The sequence below is a fragment of the Kordiimonas sp. genome (genome assembly GCF_965216265.1).
Classification (GTDB): domain Bacteria; phylum Pseudomonadota; class Alphaproteobacteria; order Sphingomonadales; family Kordiimonadaceae; genus Kordiimonas.
In genome coordinates, this window is the sequence record NZ_OZ244153.1 from 2,592,665 (window position 1) to 2,608,832 (window position 16,168).

20 protein-coding genes and 1 other RNA gene are annotated in these 16,168 nt (G+C 55.5%); 13 read left to right on the forward strand and 8 right to left on the reverse strand.

The genetic code is table 11. The features are described 5' to 3' along the window. Positions 1–48: 48 nt before the first annotated feature. Positions 49–444 (reverse strand): hypothetical protein, encoded by a 396-nt coding sequence (locus tag ACOOGA_RS11955; RefSeq protein WP_420428764.1) that lies wholly within the window; start codon positions 442–444, stop codon positions 49–51. 111 nt (positions 445–555) lie between these two features. Between ACOOGA_RS11955 and ACOOGA_RS11960 the strand changes: the two genes are divergently transcribed. Next, positions 556–2,118 carry an alkaline phosphatase D family protein gene (locus ACOOGA_RS11960; protein ID WP_417459735.1) on the forward strand — a complete coding sequence of 521 codons (1,563 nt, stop codon included), beginning with the start codon at positions 556–558 and terminating at the stop codon, positions 2,116–2,118. A gap of 14 nt (positions 2,119–2,132) precedes the next feature. On the opposite strand, the gene ACOOGA_RS11965 is transcribed toward ACOOGA_RS11960, so the two are convergent. Then, positions 2,133–2,975 (reverse strand): fructosamine kinase family protein, encoded by an 843-nt coding sequence (locus ACOOGA_RS11965; protein ID WP_420428766.1) that lies wholly within the window; start codon positions 2,973–2,975, stop codon positions 2,133–2,135. 74 nt (positions 2,976–3,049) lie between these two features. Further along, positions 3,050–3,526 carry a low molecular weight protein-tyrosine-phosphatase gene (locus tag ACOOGA_RS11970; protein WP_417459737.1) on the reverse strand — a complete coding sequence of 159 codons (477 nt, stop codon included), beginning with the start codon at positions 3,524–3,526 and terminating at the stop codon, positions 3,050–3,052. Between the two features lie 95 nt (positions 3,527–3,621). Here ACOOGA_RS11970 and cobB point away from each other — a divergent pair, with 95 nt between their 5' ends. Genes cobB through ACOOGA_RS11985 form a run of 3 tightly spaced genes read left to right on the forward strand, consistent with a single transcriptional unit; the run spans position 3,622 to position 5,064 of the window. Continuing rightward, positions 3,622–4,323: a Sir2 family NAD+-dependent deacetylase gene (cobB, locus tag ACOOGA_RS11975; RefSeq protein ID WP_417459738.1), complete on the forward strand. Its 702-nt coding sequence runs from the start codon at positions 3,622–3,624 to the stop codon at positions 4,321–4,323. 29 nt (positions 4,324–4,352) lie between these two features. Beyond that, entirely contained in the window at positions 4,353–4,655 is a 303-nt protein-coding gene (locus tag ACOOGA_RS11980) for a 4a-hydroxytetrahydrobiopterin dehydratase (protein ID WP_417459739.1), read from the forward strand. 4 nt (positions 4,656–4,659) lie between these two features. Further along, the gene (locus tag ACOOGA_RS11985) at positions 4,660–5,064 is read left to right on the forward strand and encodes a cupin domain-containing protein (protein ID WP_417459740.1); all 405 of its coding nucleotides are present in this window, start codon (positions 4,660–4,662) and stop codon (positions 5,062–5,064) included. A 57-nt stretch (positions 5,065–5,121) separates the two neighbouring features. Here ACOOGA_RS11985 and ACOOGA_RS11990 read toward each other — a convergent pair whose 3' ends face one another. Both ACOOGA_RS11990 and nudC read right to left on the reverse strand, forming a co-directional pair. After that, positions 5,122–5,601 carry a hypothetical protein gene (locus ACOOGA_RS11990; protein ID WP_417459741.1) on the reverse strand — a complete coding sequence of 160 codons (480 nt, stop codon included), beginning with the start codon at positions 5,599–5,601 and terminating at the stop codon, positions 5,122–5,124. 217 nt (positions 5,602–5,818) lie between these two features. Next, positions 5,819–6,742 (reverse strand): NAD(+) diphosphatase, encoded by a 924-nt coding sequence (nudC, locus tag ACOOGA_RS11995; RefSeq protein ID WP_417459742.1) that lies wholly within the window; start codon positions 6,740–6,742, stop codon positions 5,819–5,821. A gap of 85 nt (positions 6,743–6,827) precedes the next feature. Here nudC and ffs point away from each other — a divergent pair. The 8 genes from ffs (at position 6,828) to ACOOGA_RS12035 (ending at position 11,339) form a co-directional block, all read left to right on the forward strand. Beyond that, an RNA gene (ffs, locus tag ACOOGA_RS12000) (signal recognition particle sRNA small type) lies at positions 6,828–6,924 on the forward strand. Between the two features lie 157 nt (positions 6,925–7,081). After that, positions 7,082–8,911, forward strand: coding sequence for a DNA polymerase III subunit gamma/tau (locus tag ACOOGA_RS12005; RefSeq protein ID WP_420428768.1), 1,830 nt, complete (start codon positions 7,082–7,084; stop codon positions 8,909–8,911). An 18-nt stretch (positions 8,912–8,929) separates the two neighbouring features. Next, entirely contained in the window at positions 8,930–9,253 is a 324-nt protein-coding gene (locus ACOOGA_RS12010; RefSeq protein WP_417459744.1) for a YbaB/EbfC family nucleoid-associated protein, read from the forward strand. 4 nt (positions 9,254–9,257) lie between these two features. Next, positions 9,258–9,539, forward strand: a complete 282-nt coding sequence (locus ACOOGA_RS12015; RefSeq protein ID WP_417459745.1) for a GIY-YIG nuclease family protein — start codon at positions 9,258–9,260, stop codon at positions 9,537–9,539. Between the two features lie 4 nt (positions 9,540–9,543). Next, the gene (locus tag ACOOGA_RS12020; RefSeq protein ID WP_417459746.1) at positions 9,544–10,020 is read left to right on the forward strand and encodes an ABZJ_00895 family protein; all 477 of its coding nucleotides are present in this window, start codon (positions 9,544–9,546) and stop codon (positions 10,018–10,020) included. A gap of 3 nt (positions 10,021–10,023) precedes the next feature. Next, on the forward strand, positions 10,024–10,629 hold the full coding sequence (gene recR, locus ACOOGA_RS12025; protein ID WP_417459747.1) for a recombination mediator RecR: 606 nt from the start codon (positions 10,024–10,026) through the stop codon (positions 10,627–10,629). A gap of 7 nt (positions 10,630–10,636) precedes the next feature. Then, entirely contained in the window at positions 10,637–10,963 is a 327-nt protein-coding gene (locus ACOOGA_RS12030; protein ID WP_417459748.1) for a DUF4286 family protein, read from the forward strand. Continuing rightward, a complete protein-coding gene (locus ACOOGA_RS12035; RefSeq protein ID WP_417459749.1) occupies positions 10,953–11,339 on the forward strand; it encodes a GFA family protein in 387 nt (128 codons plus the stop codon). Before ACOOGA_RS12030 ends, ACOOGA_RS12035 begins: the two co-directional genes overlap by 11 nt. A gap of 272 nt (positions 11,340–11,611) precedes the next feature. Here ACOOGA_RS12035 and dapE read toward each other — a convergent pair whose 3' ends face one another. From dapE to ACOOGA_RS12050, 3 genes are all read right to left on the reverse strand, one after another. Continuing rightward, positions 11,612–12,757 carry a succinyl-diaminopimelate desuccinylase gene (gene dapE, locus ACOOGA_RS12040; protein WP_417459750.1) on the reverse strand — a complete coding sequence of 382 codons (1,146 nt, stop codon included), beginning with the start codon at positions 12,755–12,757 and terminating at the stop codon, positions 11,612–11,614. A gap of 4 nt (positions 12,758–12,761) precedes the next feature. After that, positions 12,762–13,607: a 2,3,4,5-tetrahydropyridine-2,6-dicarboxylate N-succinyltransferase gene (gene dapD / locus ACOOGA_RS12045; RefSeq protein WP_417459751.1), complete on the reverse strand. Its 846-nt coding sequence runs from the start codon at positions 13,605–13,607 to the stop codon at positions 12,762–12,764. Positions 13,608–13,715: 108 nt separating this feature from the next. Next, entirely contained in the window at positions 13,716–14,408 is a 693-nt protein-coding gene (locus ACOOGA_RS12050) for a pyrimidine 5'-nucleotidase (RefSeq protein ID WP_417459752.1), read from the reverse strand. Positions 14,409–14,512: 104 nt separating this feature from the next. Between ACOOGA_RS12050 and ACOOGA_RS12055 the strand changes: the two genes are divergently transcribed. Then, entirely contained in the window at positions 14,513–16,168 is a 1,656-nt protein-coding gene (locus ACOOGA_RS12055) for a diguanylate cyclase (RefSeq protein WP_420428770.1), read from the forward strand.

Below are 16,168 nucleotides of genomic sequence, written 5' to 3' on the forward strand. Positions count from 1 at the left end.
TTTCCTCCAAAACAGGGTGGCGCGGCGGTGCGCGCCGATAAATCTGATTTATGCTGTTTGGAGGGCGGCGGGCGGTGCGCGGCTGCCGATGGTGCCGTAGTGCGGGCTTAAGGGAAGGGTTGGCTGTTGTGCGAAAACAGGGCCTTTTGGCTCAGGCATCCTCGGCAGCAGAAGGTTTGCGGTCACGGGTTCGGACACGAAAGGCGTGCCCATCATCACGCAGTCGCATTCATGCGCGGCATGCTCGCCGGAATGCCCGGTGCTCAGGCTATCGACCGAACACCAGGTGTCATCGCCAAAAACAAGGTGGTCGCCTGCCGGCAGGCTCACACAACAGGAAAGCGCAAGCCATAGCTGTGCCAACACCGCGAAAAGCGCGAGGTCGGTGGTCATGCCGGACGATTTCCTGAAGATATTCATGGTGTGCGCTTTAGGGTGTTTCATGCGCACGGACAAGTGCGTTTTTTGTCGCAGGTGCTTGCCTGAATTGTCATCGGATTGTGATATAGGTGGCATAGTCAGATGAAGTGGTAGGCCATCATCCCGGGGGCGAGCATGAGCAATTTTTCACGGCGACAATTTATGCGCACAGCCAGTGCGCTTGGTTTTGCGGCTTTTTCCGCGCCACTGCTTGCAACACCAGCCTGGGTAACCGGGAAACCGCGTTTTATCTCATACCCCTTCACGCTTGGCGTGGCTTCGGGTGACGCCATGCCCACCGGCTTCGTGATCTGGACCCGGCTGGCGCCTGACCCCTTGGATCACAGGGCAGTGGGGCCAGACCCGGTGCCGGTGGCTTATGAGGTTGCTGAAGATCATGCTTTCAAGAAAGTTGTGCAGAAAGGTGCGACTGTGGCGCATGCGGAGAATGCCCATGCGGTGCATGTGGACGTGGTTGGGCTAGCGCCCGGCAGGCCGTATTTTTACCGTTTCCATGCAGGCGATGAGGTCAGCCCCGTGGGGCGCGCGCGCACGGCACCTGCTGTTATGGCGCCGCTTGAGCGCATGAAGTTTGCCTTCTGCTCCTGCCAGAATTTTACCGAGGGATATTTCAAGGCATACCGCGATATGGTTTTGGAGGATGTGGAGCTGATCGTCCATCTGGGGGACTATATCTACGAGCAATCCTATGGTGCGGCGCACCGGCGTGTGCCAGTGGGCAATGCGGTCACGCTGGATGATTACCGCGCGCTGCACGCAACCTATAAACTGGACCCGGACCTGCAGGCAGCCCACGCGCACACAAGCTGGCTGTTCACCTGGGATGACCATGAAGTGGCAAACGATTATGCCGCCGACCAGGGTCAGAATTTTGAGGACCCGATCGAGTTTCTGAAGCGGCGCGCGGCGGCCTATAAAGCCTATTATGAGCATTTGCCGCTCCGGCGGGCGGCGGCGCCTATTGGGGCAGACGCCGCGCTTTTTGGCCGCACGAATTATGGCAATCTGCTTGAGATCAACATGCTTGATACCCGCCAGTACCGGACCGACCAGCCCTGCCAAACCCCGGATGACGGCGGTTGGCGGCTTATTGACGGCACGTGCGCGGAGCGGTTCGAGCCAACCCGGTCCATCCTCGGTGAAGCGCAGGAAAAATGGCTGATGTGGGGTATGGGTCGTGCGGGCGCCAAATGGAATGTGATGGCGCAGGGCATGCTGTTTTCAAAGCATGACTATAAACCGGGGGATGGCGAGTTGATCGGCAGCGAATATTGGGACGGCTATGTTGCCTCCCGCGACCGGGTGCTGGACATGTTTGAAAAACGCAATGTCTCCAACCCGGTGATCATCGGCGGGGATGTGCATGCCACCTACGTTTGTGACGTGAAGCGGGATTTTGACGACCCAAACTCGAAAACCGTGGCCAGCGAGTTTGTGGCGACCTCCATCACCAGCGGGAACAGTTATTGGCAGCGCAATATGCCCTCGATCCCTGAAAACCCGCATATCAAGCTCTATGAAGGGCGGTATCGCGGCTATACGCTCTGTGATGTGAGCAAGGGTAGCTGGACCGCAGACATGCGTGTTGTGGGGGATGTCACCAAACCCGAGCCTGATGCCAGCACCCTGAAGCGGTTTGTGATCGAGGACGGGGTGGCGGGCCCGCAGGAAGCCTGAGAGCCAAACTCAGTCTAACAGTCGAACTGCTCAAGTATGCGGCTGACCTGAGCGACATACCCGCCCCCAAACAGGCGGACATGCACCAGAAGCGGCCAAAGCTGGTAGATGGATTTGCGTTCTTCATGAAAGCCCGGTTCGATGGGGCGGTGTTCATTGTAGGCATCAAAAAACACCGGGTCGAGGCCGCCCATCAGGTCGATAAACGCCAGGTCCATCTCATTATGACCGTATGAAATCGCAGGATCGATGAAACCTGCGGCATGGTCGCCATCTATCAGCATGTTCCCCGCCCACAGGTCCCCGTGCAGCAGGCTGGCGGGTGGGGTGTCGGGGATCAGGTCACCAAGTTTGAGCGCGAGTTTTTCCACCCGGGCGTAATCGCTGCTGCTCAGTTTATCGGTGCGCTGGCACGAGCCTGCCATGGCGAGCAAGCGCCGGTCCCTAAAAAAGGAAACCCAGCTCGCGCTCACCGCATTTTGTTGCACCAGCGGGCCGATATAGGTGTCGTGTTTGAAGCCATAGGGTTTTGTCACACCTTTCGCCGCACTTCGCCCAAAACCTGACACGGATTCCGCCACACATGCATGTAATTGCGCCACATTTATAGCCACAGATTTTGATGCAAGTGCAACATCCTGTGGGCCTGCGTGAGGGATATGGCTCAGCACCAATATGCCGGGCGCGTGGAAAAGTATATCCGGCACGGGCAGGCTGGAGTGCGCCTTAAGGTGTTGAAGCATAAGGGCTTCTGTGTCGGTGGTGTCGGGTTGGTCGGCGCGCGGGCGTTTGGCAACCACGCGCGCACCGTTCTGGAGGGTCAGAAGCGAGACATCAGCAATGTCTCCCCCGTGCATGGGCCTGGACCCCTTGATCCCACAACCCAATGCTTTTTCAAGCTTTTTTGCAAGCGGTGAGGCCATGGGTTCTTCTAGAAGCGCTCAGCTTTTATCTTGGCCAGCAAGCCATCAGACGCGTCCATCGCCGCCAGATAGCAGCTATCAAACTGGCTGATATGTCCTTGGTAGGGGTCGGGCATTTCATCAAGCGGCATATCCGGCGCGTGAGTCAAAAACAGGGAAATCCGGTCTTTATATTCGTCCGGGCAGCGCTCCATCACGTCCCGCAGGTTGTCATGGTCCATCACCAGAATATAGTCGAATGTACTGAAATCCGCGTCTTCCACCTTGCGGGACCGCTGGAGAGAGATGTCGATCCCGCGTTCTTTTGCGGTTGCGATGGCGCGTTTGTCGGGCGGTGAGCCAGCGTGATAGCCGATGGTGCCTGCGCTATCAATCTCGAACCTGTCGAGAAGGCCTGCCTTCTCTGCGGCGGCGCGGAAGGCCCCTTCCGCCATCGGTGAGCGGCAGATGTTCCCCATGCAGACAAATAAAACTTTCACCACCATGTGTGTACCCCTGTTGGCCTTGGTCTCGTTTCTCGGCTAAAACATACACGCAAGACGTAACCGATTGGCGGAAAAAGCGAAAGGGGGTGCCCTAAATGCCTTATAAAAACATTGTTGTGCTGACAGGGGCGGGCGTTTCGGCCGAATCCGGTGTGCGCACCTTCCGCGACAACGGTGGGCTTTGGGAAGAACACCGGGTGGAAGATGTTGCAACACCTGAAGCTTTCGCCCGCAACCCAAACCTTGTACAACGGTTTTATAACCTGAGGCGGGCACAATTGAGGGACATTGAACCGAACCTCGCCCATCAAGCCCTCGCGCGGCTTGAGCGGGAGTTCAGTGGTGAGGTTACTGTCGTGACCCAGAATGTTGATAACCTGCACGAACGAGCGGGGTCCCAAAATATCATCCATATGCACGGGGAGCTTGTGAAAGTGCGGTGCGAAAGCTGCATGACGGTTCACCTTTGGGACGGTGACTGTGAGCAGGCAACACAGTGCCCGGCCTGCGCTCTCGCTCCCGCGCTTCGGCCGCATATCGTATGGTTTGGTGAAATGCCTTTCCAGATGGACGAGATTATGGCGCGGCTTGCGGCATGTGACTTGTTTGTCTCTATCGGCACGAGCGGTAATGTGTATCCTGCTGCCGGGTTTGTGGCTGAAGTGCGTGCCATTGGCTACGCCCACACCATTGAGGTGAATTTGGAGCCAAGCCAGGGCGTTAGCTATTTTGGGGAGTGCCGCCATGGACGCGCGGGCGAGCTTGTGCCAAAACTCGTAGAAGAAATTTTGGCATGATATTTTGATGCATTGTTAGGGGAAGAGCCATGAGTACACGACCACAGAAACTTGACGACGCTGCCCGCGCTGACGCGCTGGGTAAGCTAGCGGGCTGGGCTTATGATACGGAAGCGCTGGCGATCAACAAAACCTTCAAGTTTGCTGATTTTTCAGAAGCGTGGGCCTTTATGAACAGGGCCGCGCTTCTCGCGGAAAAAATGGATCATCACCCGGAGTGGTTCAATGTTTATAACCGTGTTGAAGTGAAAATGACCACGCATGACGCAGACGGTGTCACCTCACTCGATATCGATATGGCGACGGCGATGAACCGTTTCGCCGGGGAGTAGTGAAATGCTGAAGTCCCTTTGTGGATTGGCCGTTACCGTTATGCTCACAACACCTGCATCTTTCGCCGGTGTTGAAGAATTGATGAAGGCGGATAAGGATATCCTTGGCAACCCGATTTCTTACCCCAATGGTGACCCGGCCGAGATCACTGGCATCATGATCACTATGGAACCGGGGGACAGCAACGGTTGGCACAGCCACCCCGTGCCAACATTTGGCTATGTGCTGTCAGGTGAGCTGACGGTTGAATATGAAACCGGTGAAGTGAAGGTGATCGGTGTTGGGGATACGCTTGTTGAAGCCCAGCATACACCGCACCAAGGCCATAATCGGGGCAGCGAGATGGTGAAGATTGTTGTGTTTTATGCGGGGGCACAGGGTGTGCCAAACACCGTGCGCAACAAGTAGGGAAACAAACTTGAAACGGCTGAGGTTTCCCCCAGCGGTTTCATATTTTACACCGACTTATGCGTAATAATGCGGAGCCTGCTGGATCTGGATCGGGCGGACCTTGCTACGGCCAAACTGGATCACAAGCATAACCTTGTCAGGGGTTTTGTGATCCGATGCAAGCGGAAGATAAAGCGTTGCCGCCTCTTTCTCGCCAACCTTGGCTTGCTTGCATATCTCCGTCCAGAAGTTTGGGCGGCCTTCCTCGCACGTCTTGATCATATGGTCCCAGAAGTCACTTCCGGGCCCTTTTCCTGGGAGTTCAGATATTCGAATGCCGGTATAGTCCTGATCCAACTCGTCAGCGACATCCTGCCCGATAAGGCGGTATTCGAAGTCTAGCGGATCGGTCTTGATATCGACAATTATGATCTTCGATGCGTATCTGCCGATGTCCTGAAGCCTCATATCTGCGCGGGAAGGGAGGGCTCCATCACGCATGGAAAGCTTGGTCCAGTGGCTCAGCATATTCTGCTGCGGTTCAGACATTCTCATAGACGCCTCCATGTGCCATTCTGGCTTAGTATTAAAGGGCGACCCTGAACAAATCTTAACAACATGTTTACTCTAACATGAATACTTAACGTTTCAGATACTTTTAGGAAAATTTTACAGTAATTCTGCCTAATTAACGGTATTGTGATGAAGAATTATTGCACCTGTAGAAGCTATTATTGCAAGTGCAATAAAGTGCCGCGTGAGACTCGGATATTTATGCCTCGCTGAGCCAGATGTCCATCAGGTCCCGGGCGATCGCAATGAAGGGTGGCAGGAAAAAGTCGTTGTTTTTTCCCGCAAGTACATCGCGGGCCTGTTCCTTGGTAATCCAGATCGCGTCGTCAATCTCGGTGGGGTCGATCGTCAGCTCGTCATCCTCTACCCACGCAAAACATCCGATCATGAGCGTAGACGGCCACGGCCAGGGTTGGCTGGTTTTATACTCAACCTTGGTGGTGTGCACGCCCACTTCTTCATAAAGCTCGCGCGCGACGGCTTCTTCTATTGTTTCTCCCGGCTCCATAAAACCAGCAAGCGCTGAATAAAAACCGGGCGGTACATGATGGCCGCGGCCCACCAGCGCTTTGTCACCATAGAAGGCGAGCATGATCACCACCGGATCCGTACGCGGGAAGTGGCTGGCCTCGCACGTGTCACACTTGCGCTCGTACCCGGCTTTGCTCAGCGTTGAGGGTGCGCCGCATTTGGCACAAAACTGGTGGCTCGCATGCCATGACAGCATGGATTTGGCCTGCGCGATGATGCCGAGGCTGGGGTGAGCGTGCCCGAACTTGAGGCCGATAGCGCGTGGCTCCCGGAACTTGCCGGGGGTGAACATGTCATCAAATTCTTCTGGTGAGCCGTTCAATTCGGCACCGTAGCGCGGTGCGTCGCCGCCAGGTCCTTTGTCCAGCCCGAGAAAGACTGTTGTGCCGATAGGGAGAAAACGACATTTTGCAGCACTTACCCACAGTATATCGCCAAACTCATCGGTCAGTACCTTGCCTTCGGCAATCAGCACGAATCGAGCGTCATCTCTTTGCGCCCAGGCACCCAGAATTTCGTCATCTGTACGCAATTGGTCTGCCCGGTCGAGCGGATTACCTGAAAATGCAGTGGTTACGGTACCTAAGGCCACGTTTTTCTCCCGTTATCATTGCGGAGTAAGCTAGGGCGGGCACATTCCTCTTGCAAGTCAGATCAAGAATCGCCATATACACCGACGGGAGAGCCGGCGGACATTCCGCTCGCCAACCCGGTCAGGTCCGAAAGGAAGCAGCCGTAACGAGTTGTGCATGGGTCGTGCAGGCCCTCCCACCCATCATCCTATTTTTCAGAATACTTCATGAAATTCGCATGACACGCGCGGGAAATCTTGCTCCGCCTGTCATCGGGTGTTCGGTATTTTCCCAAGCCTTCAAAATGGTGCTTTGGCCTTTCCCCATGCGGTCAATCCTGCTAGTCATGAAAATCAAGAATGACCCTGAAGAATGCGCACAAGTGGGGGACGCACATTAAAATGAGCGACAAGGCACAATCACAAAACTACAGGGTGCTGGCCCGTAAGTACCGCCCGTCTGACTTCGATAGTCTTATCGGGCAGCAAGCCATGGTGCGCACGCTTTCAAACGCTATTGATAGCGGTAGGCTGGCGCATGCCTTTGTGCTGACAGGGGTTCGCGGGGTCGGAAAAACCACCACGGCGCGTATTATCGCCAAAGCGCTGAACTGTACGGTGCATGATGGGCCTTCCATCAACCCTTGTGGTGCGTGCGATAACTGCAAGGCCATTGCGGAAAGCCGACATGTTGATGTGCTGGAGATGGATGCGGCCTCCCGCACCGGTGTTGATGACATTCGCGAGATTATCGAGAGCGTGCGGTACGCCCCCGTTTCTGCGCGTTATAAAATATACATCATCGATGAAGTGCACATGCTTTCAAAGAACGCGTTCAACGCGCTTCTTAAAACGCTTGAAGAGCCGCCTGAGCATGTGAAATTTATTTTCGCGACCACAGAGATCAGAAAACTCCCGGTGACGGTGCTGTCGCGTTGCCAGCGGTTTGACCTCAAGCGTGTTGAGGCGGACGTGCTGATTGCCCATCTGGCCAAGCTTGTTGAGCAAGAAGGCTGCAAAGCGGAAGATGGCGCGCTTAAGCTGATTGCACGTGCGGCAGAAGGGTCGGTGCGGGACAGCCTGTCGCTTCTGGATCAGGCCATCGCGCATGGTGCGGGTGAGGTGACGGAAAGCCAGGTGCGGGACATGCTCGGCCTTGCTGACCGGGCGCTTGTGCTGGACCTGTTCGAGCAACTGATGAAAGGCGATGTGGCCACAGGCCTTGCAACGCTTCGGCACCAGTATGACGCAGGCGCGGACCCGGCTGTGGTGCTGAATGACCTCTTGGAGGTTACCCATTGGCTCACGCGGCTTAAAGTTACGCCGGACACGGGCACGGATACGCTGGTTTCCGAAGCGGAGCGCACACAGGGCGGCGAGATGGCGCAAAATCTCAGCATGCCGCATCTGACCCGTGCGTGGCAGATGCTCCTCAAGGGCCTTGGTGAGGTTCGTACCGCACCAAGTCCGATTGCGGCTGCGGAGATGGTTCTCATTCGGCTATGTTATGCAGCCAACCTGCCCAGCCCGGCTGACCTGGTGAAGCAACTTCAAAGCGGCAGCGGTAGTACGCCCAGCGGTGCGCCTGCGCCGTCAGGTGGTGGTGGCAATGTACACGCCATATCCGGCCAGCAAGCGCCGCAAGCCTCAACGGGGCAAGGGCCAACAGCGCAGCAAGGCGCGCAAGTGCTCGCGTTCAAGAATGATGCGTCTTATGGCGATGACCACGCCAAACACCCCATGCCGGTGGATTTTGAGAAGCTCGTCGCACTTTTTAATGCCGAGAAAGAAGCTTCGCTCGCAGTGCTTTTGAAGGACCATGTGCGGCTCGTGAACTATAAGCCGGGCTCGATTACGATCCGCACGCTTCGCCAGATTCCGCCGGACTTCATGATGCGGGTTAAATCCTGCCTCAAGATGTGGACCGGTGTGGACTGGCAGATCACCATCACGCGGGACGCCGAGGGTGAGATCACCATCCGCGACAAGGAAATCGCGCGCGACAAAAAACGCCGTGATGAAGCGCTGGCGGAGCCGATTGTGAAAGCCCTGCTCTCGTCCTTCCCGGACGCCGAACTTATCCACGTGCGGGACAGCCGGGCGGAGGAGGAAGACCTTAGCGCGAGCGATGACCCGCTTGAGGGTGTTTCCTTTGATGACGCGGATGATACCTCAGAGTTTGATTTTTAAGTCTGGAGCGATTGAGCAATGAAAAACCTTTCCGAGATGCTGAAAAAAGCGCAGGAAATGCAGTCCAAAATGGGTGACATGCAGGCGGAGCTGGACACGGTTGAGGTGGACGGCACGGCCGGCGCTGGCATGGTGCGGGTGGTGCTCACCGCCAAAGGTGACATGAAATCCGTATCGATTGACCCGAGCTTGTTCTCAAGCGAGGAACAGGAAGTGGTGGAAGATCTGATTGTTGCCGCCCATGCGCAGGCGAGAGCCAAAGCGGCAGACGCCATGCAGGACCGTATGAAAGACCTTACTGGCGGCTTGGACCTACCACCTGGTTTCAAGATGCCTTTCTGAGCAATTGACGGACACGTTTGAATATCCCTGCTTCACCTATATTCTTGGCAGTGTCAAAGATGGCACCGCGAGAACTTATGTGGGCTGGACAACCGATGTTGAGAAACGGCTGGTCGCTCACAACGCTGGAACGGGCGCGAAATCGACACGCGGGCGGGTTTGGGTAGTCCTCTACTCAGAAGAATTTAAAACCCGGCCGGAGGCCATGAGCCGGGAATGGCACTTGAAACGTGACCGGAAATTCCGCAAAAAGCTGATGGAAGAATATTTGGGCAGGGTAGGCTAACGGCATGACAGAAGAAGACACACAACAGGGCAACGCGCGTTTGATGCCAACCATCGGCACCTTCGCGGTTTGGTATATTTGCGCCATGCTTGCACTCACCGGTGTCAGCCTTGGCTTTGGTATCAATTTCGGGCGGTTGGGCAGCATTGCCATATTGCTTCTGTCCGGCTTTTTTGCGGGCGTACGTTTTGCCAAAGACCATGAGCGCAGCCTTGAAGGCACCGAGAAATGGAAACTGGCGCTGGGTTGCCTGATGGTTTCTTACCTGTGCTCAGCCGCGAATATGGCGGCGATCACGCTTGCAACCATGAGCGAGGGCGAAAGCGCGCGCTTTATGGATGCACTTACCAACATGCCGCTTGATGTATGGGGTTTTGTGTTTGCGCTGGTGTCGCTGTTTTATTACCTGGGGCTTGTGCTGTTTATCGGTCTTGGAGTTAAGAACGGCCTGCCGCTTGATACTGAAAACTCAGGTTCCTAGTCTATGCCCCGTTCCCACGGCAGTGAAATCGATACGCTGATCCAGCTTCTGGCAAAATTGCCGGGGCTGGGCCCACGCTCTGCGCGGCGGTCTACGCTTCAGCTTCTCAAGAAAAAAGACAGCGTGATGATCCCGCTGGCGGATGCGCTTATGCGGGTTGCGGACAAGATCGTGATCTGTGCTACGTGCGGCAATATCGACACGAGCGACCCCTGCCATGTGTGCGAAGACGTGAGGCGCGACCGCACCACCATTTGTGTGGTTGAGGATGTGGCTGACTTGTGGGCGCTTGACCGAAGCGAGACCTTTAAGGGGCTTTATCATGTGCTTGGTGGCACGCTCTCGGCCCTCGACGGTGTCGGGCCGGACGAATTGAATATCGCGAGCCTGCTCGACCGTGCGGTCACGGGCGAGGTAAGCGAAGTGATTCTCGCACTCAACGCCACGGTGGATGGTCTAACCACCAGCCATTATCTGGCGGAACGCTTGTCTGAAAGCGGTGTGAAGGTCACGGCACTTGCGCATGGTGTGCCCGTGGGCGGCGAGCTTGACTATCTGGATGACGGCACGCTTGCGGCAGCCCTCAAAGCCCGTAGCAACGTGAGCTAATGCGGTGATGCTGGACGAGATATTATATGCGGTGAAGGTATGGGTCGACCCCACAAAGGGGCAGGTCTATATCAATTGGCTCAAGGGTGGGCATGTGGCTGAGGTCGCATCGGTGCCGGGCGTCATGTGGGCACGACTTGTGGAGCTTGAAGACCGAGCTGATGATGGTTGGCTTGGTTTTATGGCGCTTTATGCTTTTGAGAGCAGGCAGGCGCTGGAGGAGTACCAGAAAAGCGATTTGTTCCGGTCTTTCGCGCCGGTTTACAAGCAGTTTGATGGTGTCTTCCGTGTTGAGCGCATGGTTGGCAAAGTGGTGGAGTGTCATGACAGGTAATATTACCCATAAAGGCGGCTGCCACTGCGGCGCTGTCTCTTTCGAGTTGGACGCCCCGGCCGACCTGCAAGCCAAAAGCTGCACATGCAGCATCTGCAAGCTGACCGGGTTTGTGCACTATTTTGCCACTAAGGCCGAGTTCCGGATTACCTCTGGCGAGGATAACCTCACCGACTACCGCTTCAATACGGGCACCGCCAGGCATCTGTTTTGCAGCACCTGTGGTGTTAAGGCCTTTTATGTGCCGCGTAGCCACCCTGATGGCTGGTCGATCAACACAAATTGCATCGATATGGCGACGGTAAACTCGCTTACTGTTGGCGAGTTTGACGGTGCCAACTGGGAAGACAATATCGCAGGTCTACGCGGCGAATAACAAGCCGAGCCTTGAGTTGAAAAAAGGGGCCCGCGGGAGGTGCGGGCCCCTTTTATTTGAGCGCCTGAGATTGTTGGGCAGGGCTCAGGGGAGCTGGGTTCAAAGAAGAAAGGTGCGCGATCACTCGCAACGCCATTACAGGGACCCCTTTGGGGCAGAACCGTAGGGACGGCGGGGTTTCACCCCTGTACTCTTCCGTGAACCACGAGATGACAATAGCCTCACGCATATGCTCGCGAAACTAGAATTAATTTAGGTGGGATTGGGGACTATTATCCGATCAACCGCTTGAGCACGTCTTCATATATGTCTGTGAGCGCATGAATGTCCGCAACGGCCACATGCTCGTCAACCTTGTGCATGGTGGCACCTACAAGGCCAAATTCCACCACGGGGCACATGTCCTTGATGAAGCGGGCATCTGAAGTGCCCCCGGTTGTCGACAGTTCAGGCTTCACGCCAAGGCGGGATTCCACGGCGCTTGAAACCGCATCCGAAAGTGGGCCGCGTTCTGTGAGGAAACTGTCGCCGGATAACCACCAATCAACTTCATAGGTCACGCCCGCGCTGTCCATGCGTCGGCTTAGCTCCGCCTTCAGGCTTTCCGGCGTGAATTCATTGTTGAAACGCACGTTAAAGCGGGATTTCGCTTCAGCGGGGATCACGTTATGGCTTTCGTTGCCGATGTCGATATTGACGATTTCAAGGTTGGAGGACTGGAAGCTCGCATTGCCTTCATCCAACGACCCTTCAAGGGTGGCAAGCACCTTCACGAGATCCGGGATCGGGTTTTTCGCCAAGTGCGGATAGGCCACATGACCTTGCGTGCCCTTAACCGTGATAACGCCGTGCAGGCTGCCGCGGCGCCCGATCTTGATCATTTGCCCCATAGCTGTGGGGTTGGTGGGTTCACCCACAAGGCACATGTCGACCTCTTCACCGCGCTCGTTAAGCCAATCCAGCACCTTGCGGGTGCCGTTGATGGCCATGCCCTCCTCGTCGCCGGTAATCAGGAGCGAGATGGAGCCATTTGGCGGCGTGTCCCGGCTAGCCAGAAAACGCTCAGCCGCTACTACAAATGCAGCGATTGCCGACTTCATATCAGCGGCGCCGCGGCCAAAAAGCTGGCCGTCCCGCACTTCTGCTGCAAAAGGCGCAACACTCCAATGGTCTGCGGCACCTACGGGCACAACATCTGTGTGACCTGCGAAACAGAAGTTCGGTCCTTCACTGCCGAAGCGCGCATAGAGATTGGGAACTGGCTCAGTGCCTTCTTCCTCGAAGGTCAGTTTGTGGCATTTAAAACCCAGCGTCGTGAGCGCACCGGCGAGAAAATCAAGCGCATCGCCTTTGTCGGGCGTAACGCTTTCACGGCGAATCAGATGCTGGGACAGGCTGACAGGATCGAGGGTGAGCATGACATTAATCCCTGAGGAGGTCGTTTATCGACGTTTTAGAGCGTGTGCGCTCGTCTACCCGTTTTACAATGACAGCGCAGGCGAGGCCAGGGCCTGGTGTGCCGTCAGCGAGCGGCTTGCCTGGCAATGTGCCAGGCACCACAACGCTGTACGCAGGCACTCGGCCCATGAAGACCTCACCGGTTTCGCGGTCAACAATCTTGGTGGAAGCACCAATAAACACACCCATGGAAATAACCGCACCTTCTTCGACAATCACACCCTCTGCGACCTCAGACCGCGCGCCAAGAAAACAGTTATCTTCAATAATCACCGGGCCAGCCTGCAACGGTTCAAGCACACCGCCGATGCCAGTGCCGCCTGAGATATGGACGTTTTTGCCAATTTGTGCGCAGGAACCCACGGTGGCCCATGTGTCCACCATTGTGCCTTCGCCAACGTACGCACCGAGGTTCACAAACGACGGCATCAGCACAGCGCCTTTCGCAATGTGCGCGGAATGACGAACGATGGCACCCGGCACGGCGCGGAAACCTGCTGCCTGGAATGTGTTGGCAGACCAGCCTTCAAACTTGCTGGGCACCTTGTCCCACCAGTGGGTGCTCTCACCAGGGCCGCCTGCAATCATCGCCATGTCGTTGAGGCGGAAAGAAAGCAGAACCGCTTTTTTAAGCCATTGGTGAACAACCCAAGCGCCACCTTCTTTGGAAGCGACACGCAACTCACCGCTATCAAGAAGCTTGAGCGCTTGTTCAACGGCGTCGCGTACGTCACCTTTTGTATGGGCGCTTATCTCATCGCGGCTTTCAAACGCTGCATCGATGGTGGCTTCAAGGTGGGCATAAGACATGGGCGGGCATCCTCATTACGGCATATTCGCGAAAAATCCCGAGAACAATAGCGGCGAAGGGGGTGAAGTCAATCAAACCTGGGCGCTCTATGCCCTAGAATTCCTTACCTAGCGGGTTAAAAAAGCCTGCAGCCAGGTGGTGAGCTCATCCGTTTCTGCATGCACAAAGGCTGCATCATAGTCTGCTTGCCCCCAAACACTGCCCGTGTTGATCCAGACCGTTGCCATGCCAAGGGCGTGTGCGGGTTTCAGGTTTCGCACCATATCTTCAAACATCACCGCTCGCTTGGGGTCGATGTCGAACTTATGCACGAACTTGTCGTAAACATCTTTTTTCGGTTTTGGCTCAAGCGCGGCTTCATGGATATCAAAGATGGCTTCAAACTGATCCGCGATGCCAAGACGTTCGAGTACCTTCTCGGCATAGGGGAGGTCAGCATTGGTGAAAACGATCTTGCGCCCTTTGAGGGTGGTAAGTGCCTCACGCAATGCGTCGTCACGGGCAATCGGGCTGAAGTCGATATCGTGCACATGGTCAAGATAGTGGTATGGGTCCACCTTATGGTTGGCCATCAAGCCCTTGAGCGTGGTGCCGTGTTCCAGAAGGTACCCTTTCTGGATTTTTCGCGCCTCCTCAGGGTCCAGACGCAGCAAATTCTGTACATACTCACCGATCTTTTGGTCGATCTGCATGAAAAGGTTGCACTTCTCTGGATAGAGCGTGTTGTCCAGGTCAAATACCCAGGTATTTCGATCATCATCGAAAGCCGGGTGGAAGCTATGATTTTTATAATCCAACATAAGTCTTAGAATTATGCGCAAATCACTGTTAAATCTACCTTAACAGTATTTAATCTAGTTTATTGTTGGCATTGCTTGGGTTTGGAATTTGTCTTGTGAGCACATTGGCGAAATTTGTAGCGTCCTGGAAAAAGCAAGGTGGGTCAAACGGCTTGGCTTCTGCTGAAGGCTGCGCAATTCGCATCAACGCGAATGGGAAAATATGTGACCAGTCAGCTCATGCTGGTGCTTTGGCCGAGCTTTGGCGTGAGAATGAGCCGACACTTCACAGCCTGGCCACTAAGGCGCTGGCATCCCGCGTGCCGTGCGACGCTCGGCTGGAAGGTGTGGCGGGGACAAACTTTTGGTTGGTTGCCGTACCTGAGGGTGATGGATGCCTCATCGTCGGGCGGGATACCACGTTGCCGGACAAGGTCACAGAAGCGCTGATGAAAAGTCGCGCTCTGTTGAAGGAGCTGCTTGATTCCGCCGTAGATGTGGCATTTGAAGTGGACGCGGACCAGAATATTCGCTTCATTACACCGGTTGAGGCCTTTGGTTTCAAAACAGAAATGTGGCTGGGGCGTGCGGCAAGCCAGCTTTTCTGGCCAAAAGGGGATGCGCCCGTGCGTAACCCGTTTGCGTCCAAAGTTGCTGCCCATTTTGACGCTGTTCCCGTTCAGCTTGAAGGGCAGGAACGGCGCTGGCTCCATTTTTCCGTTCACCCTCAGCTCGATAAAACCGGAAATAGGGTTTCGCTACGGGGTACGTGCCGCGATATGACCGCGCGCTTGCTGGCGGAGCGCAAGGCCAAGCAGGACAGCCTGCGGTTCACACTGCTGCAACGCATCACAAGTAGCTTGAATAGTTCGGAGACGGCACAGGAACTGATGGACAATGCCTCCGAAGCGCTTCAGGAAATGCTGCGGGCGGACATGGTTTGGGCTGTCGTCAAATATCATGAAGGTTTGGTGCCGATATCCATCATGGGCTCTCGGCACGAGATTTTGGATCTGGATACCATCTGGCATTCGTTTGACGACAAAAACGGCGCGGGCGTGATTGCGGGCGATAATCGAGCCCATCTTGGCATCCGGCTTGACCTTAATGGGCAGGCGCTTGGCATGGTGATTATCAGCCGCGACACCGAGGTCAGCCCTTGGTCAGACCAGGAAAAGCAGTTGCTGGACGGTGTGGCCGGCGTACTCACCGCTGCGTTTAGCAAGGCAGAACTTATCGACCGTCTGTATCGGCTTTCCAGCAAAGATGACCTCACAGGCCTTCTTAATCGTCGCGCACTTGCAGAAACCGTGGAAGCGCGCCTTAAGCATCAATGCCGGACAGACCTTTCAGGTTGCCTGGTTTTTATTGATTTGGATCACTTTAAGGAAGTGAACGATACACTAGGCCATCAGGCAGGCGATACCGCGCTCAAAATGGTTGCGGAGGTTATGCAAAACATGATTCGGCCGTGTGATTACGCCGGACGGTATGGCGGCGATGAATTTGTTTTATGGCTTGAGGACATGCGGGCGGAAAAGGCGGCTGATAAGGTCAGGTCGCTGCTCGACTTTATGCCAAAGGTGAAGGCTGCTATCGGCGGTGAAGACCTGCAATTAGGCGCGTCGATTGGGGTTTGTCAGTCGCGTCCTGGTGTTGATCTTTCGTTTGTTGAACTTGCCGACAAGGCAGATGCAGTGTTGTATGAGGTGAAAGGGTCGGGTCGTGGTGATGTCGCGATCGCCAGAAATGAAACCGACGTAGTGGTGGAGGAAGCGTAA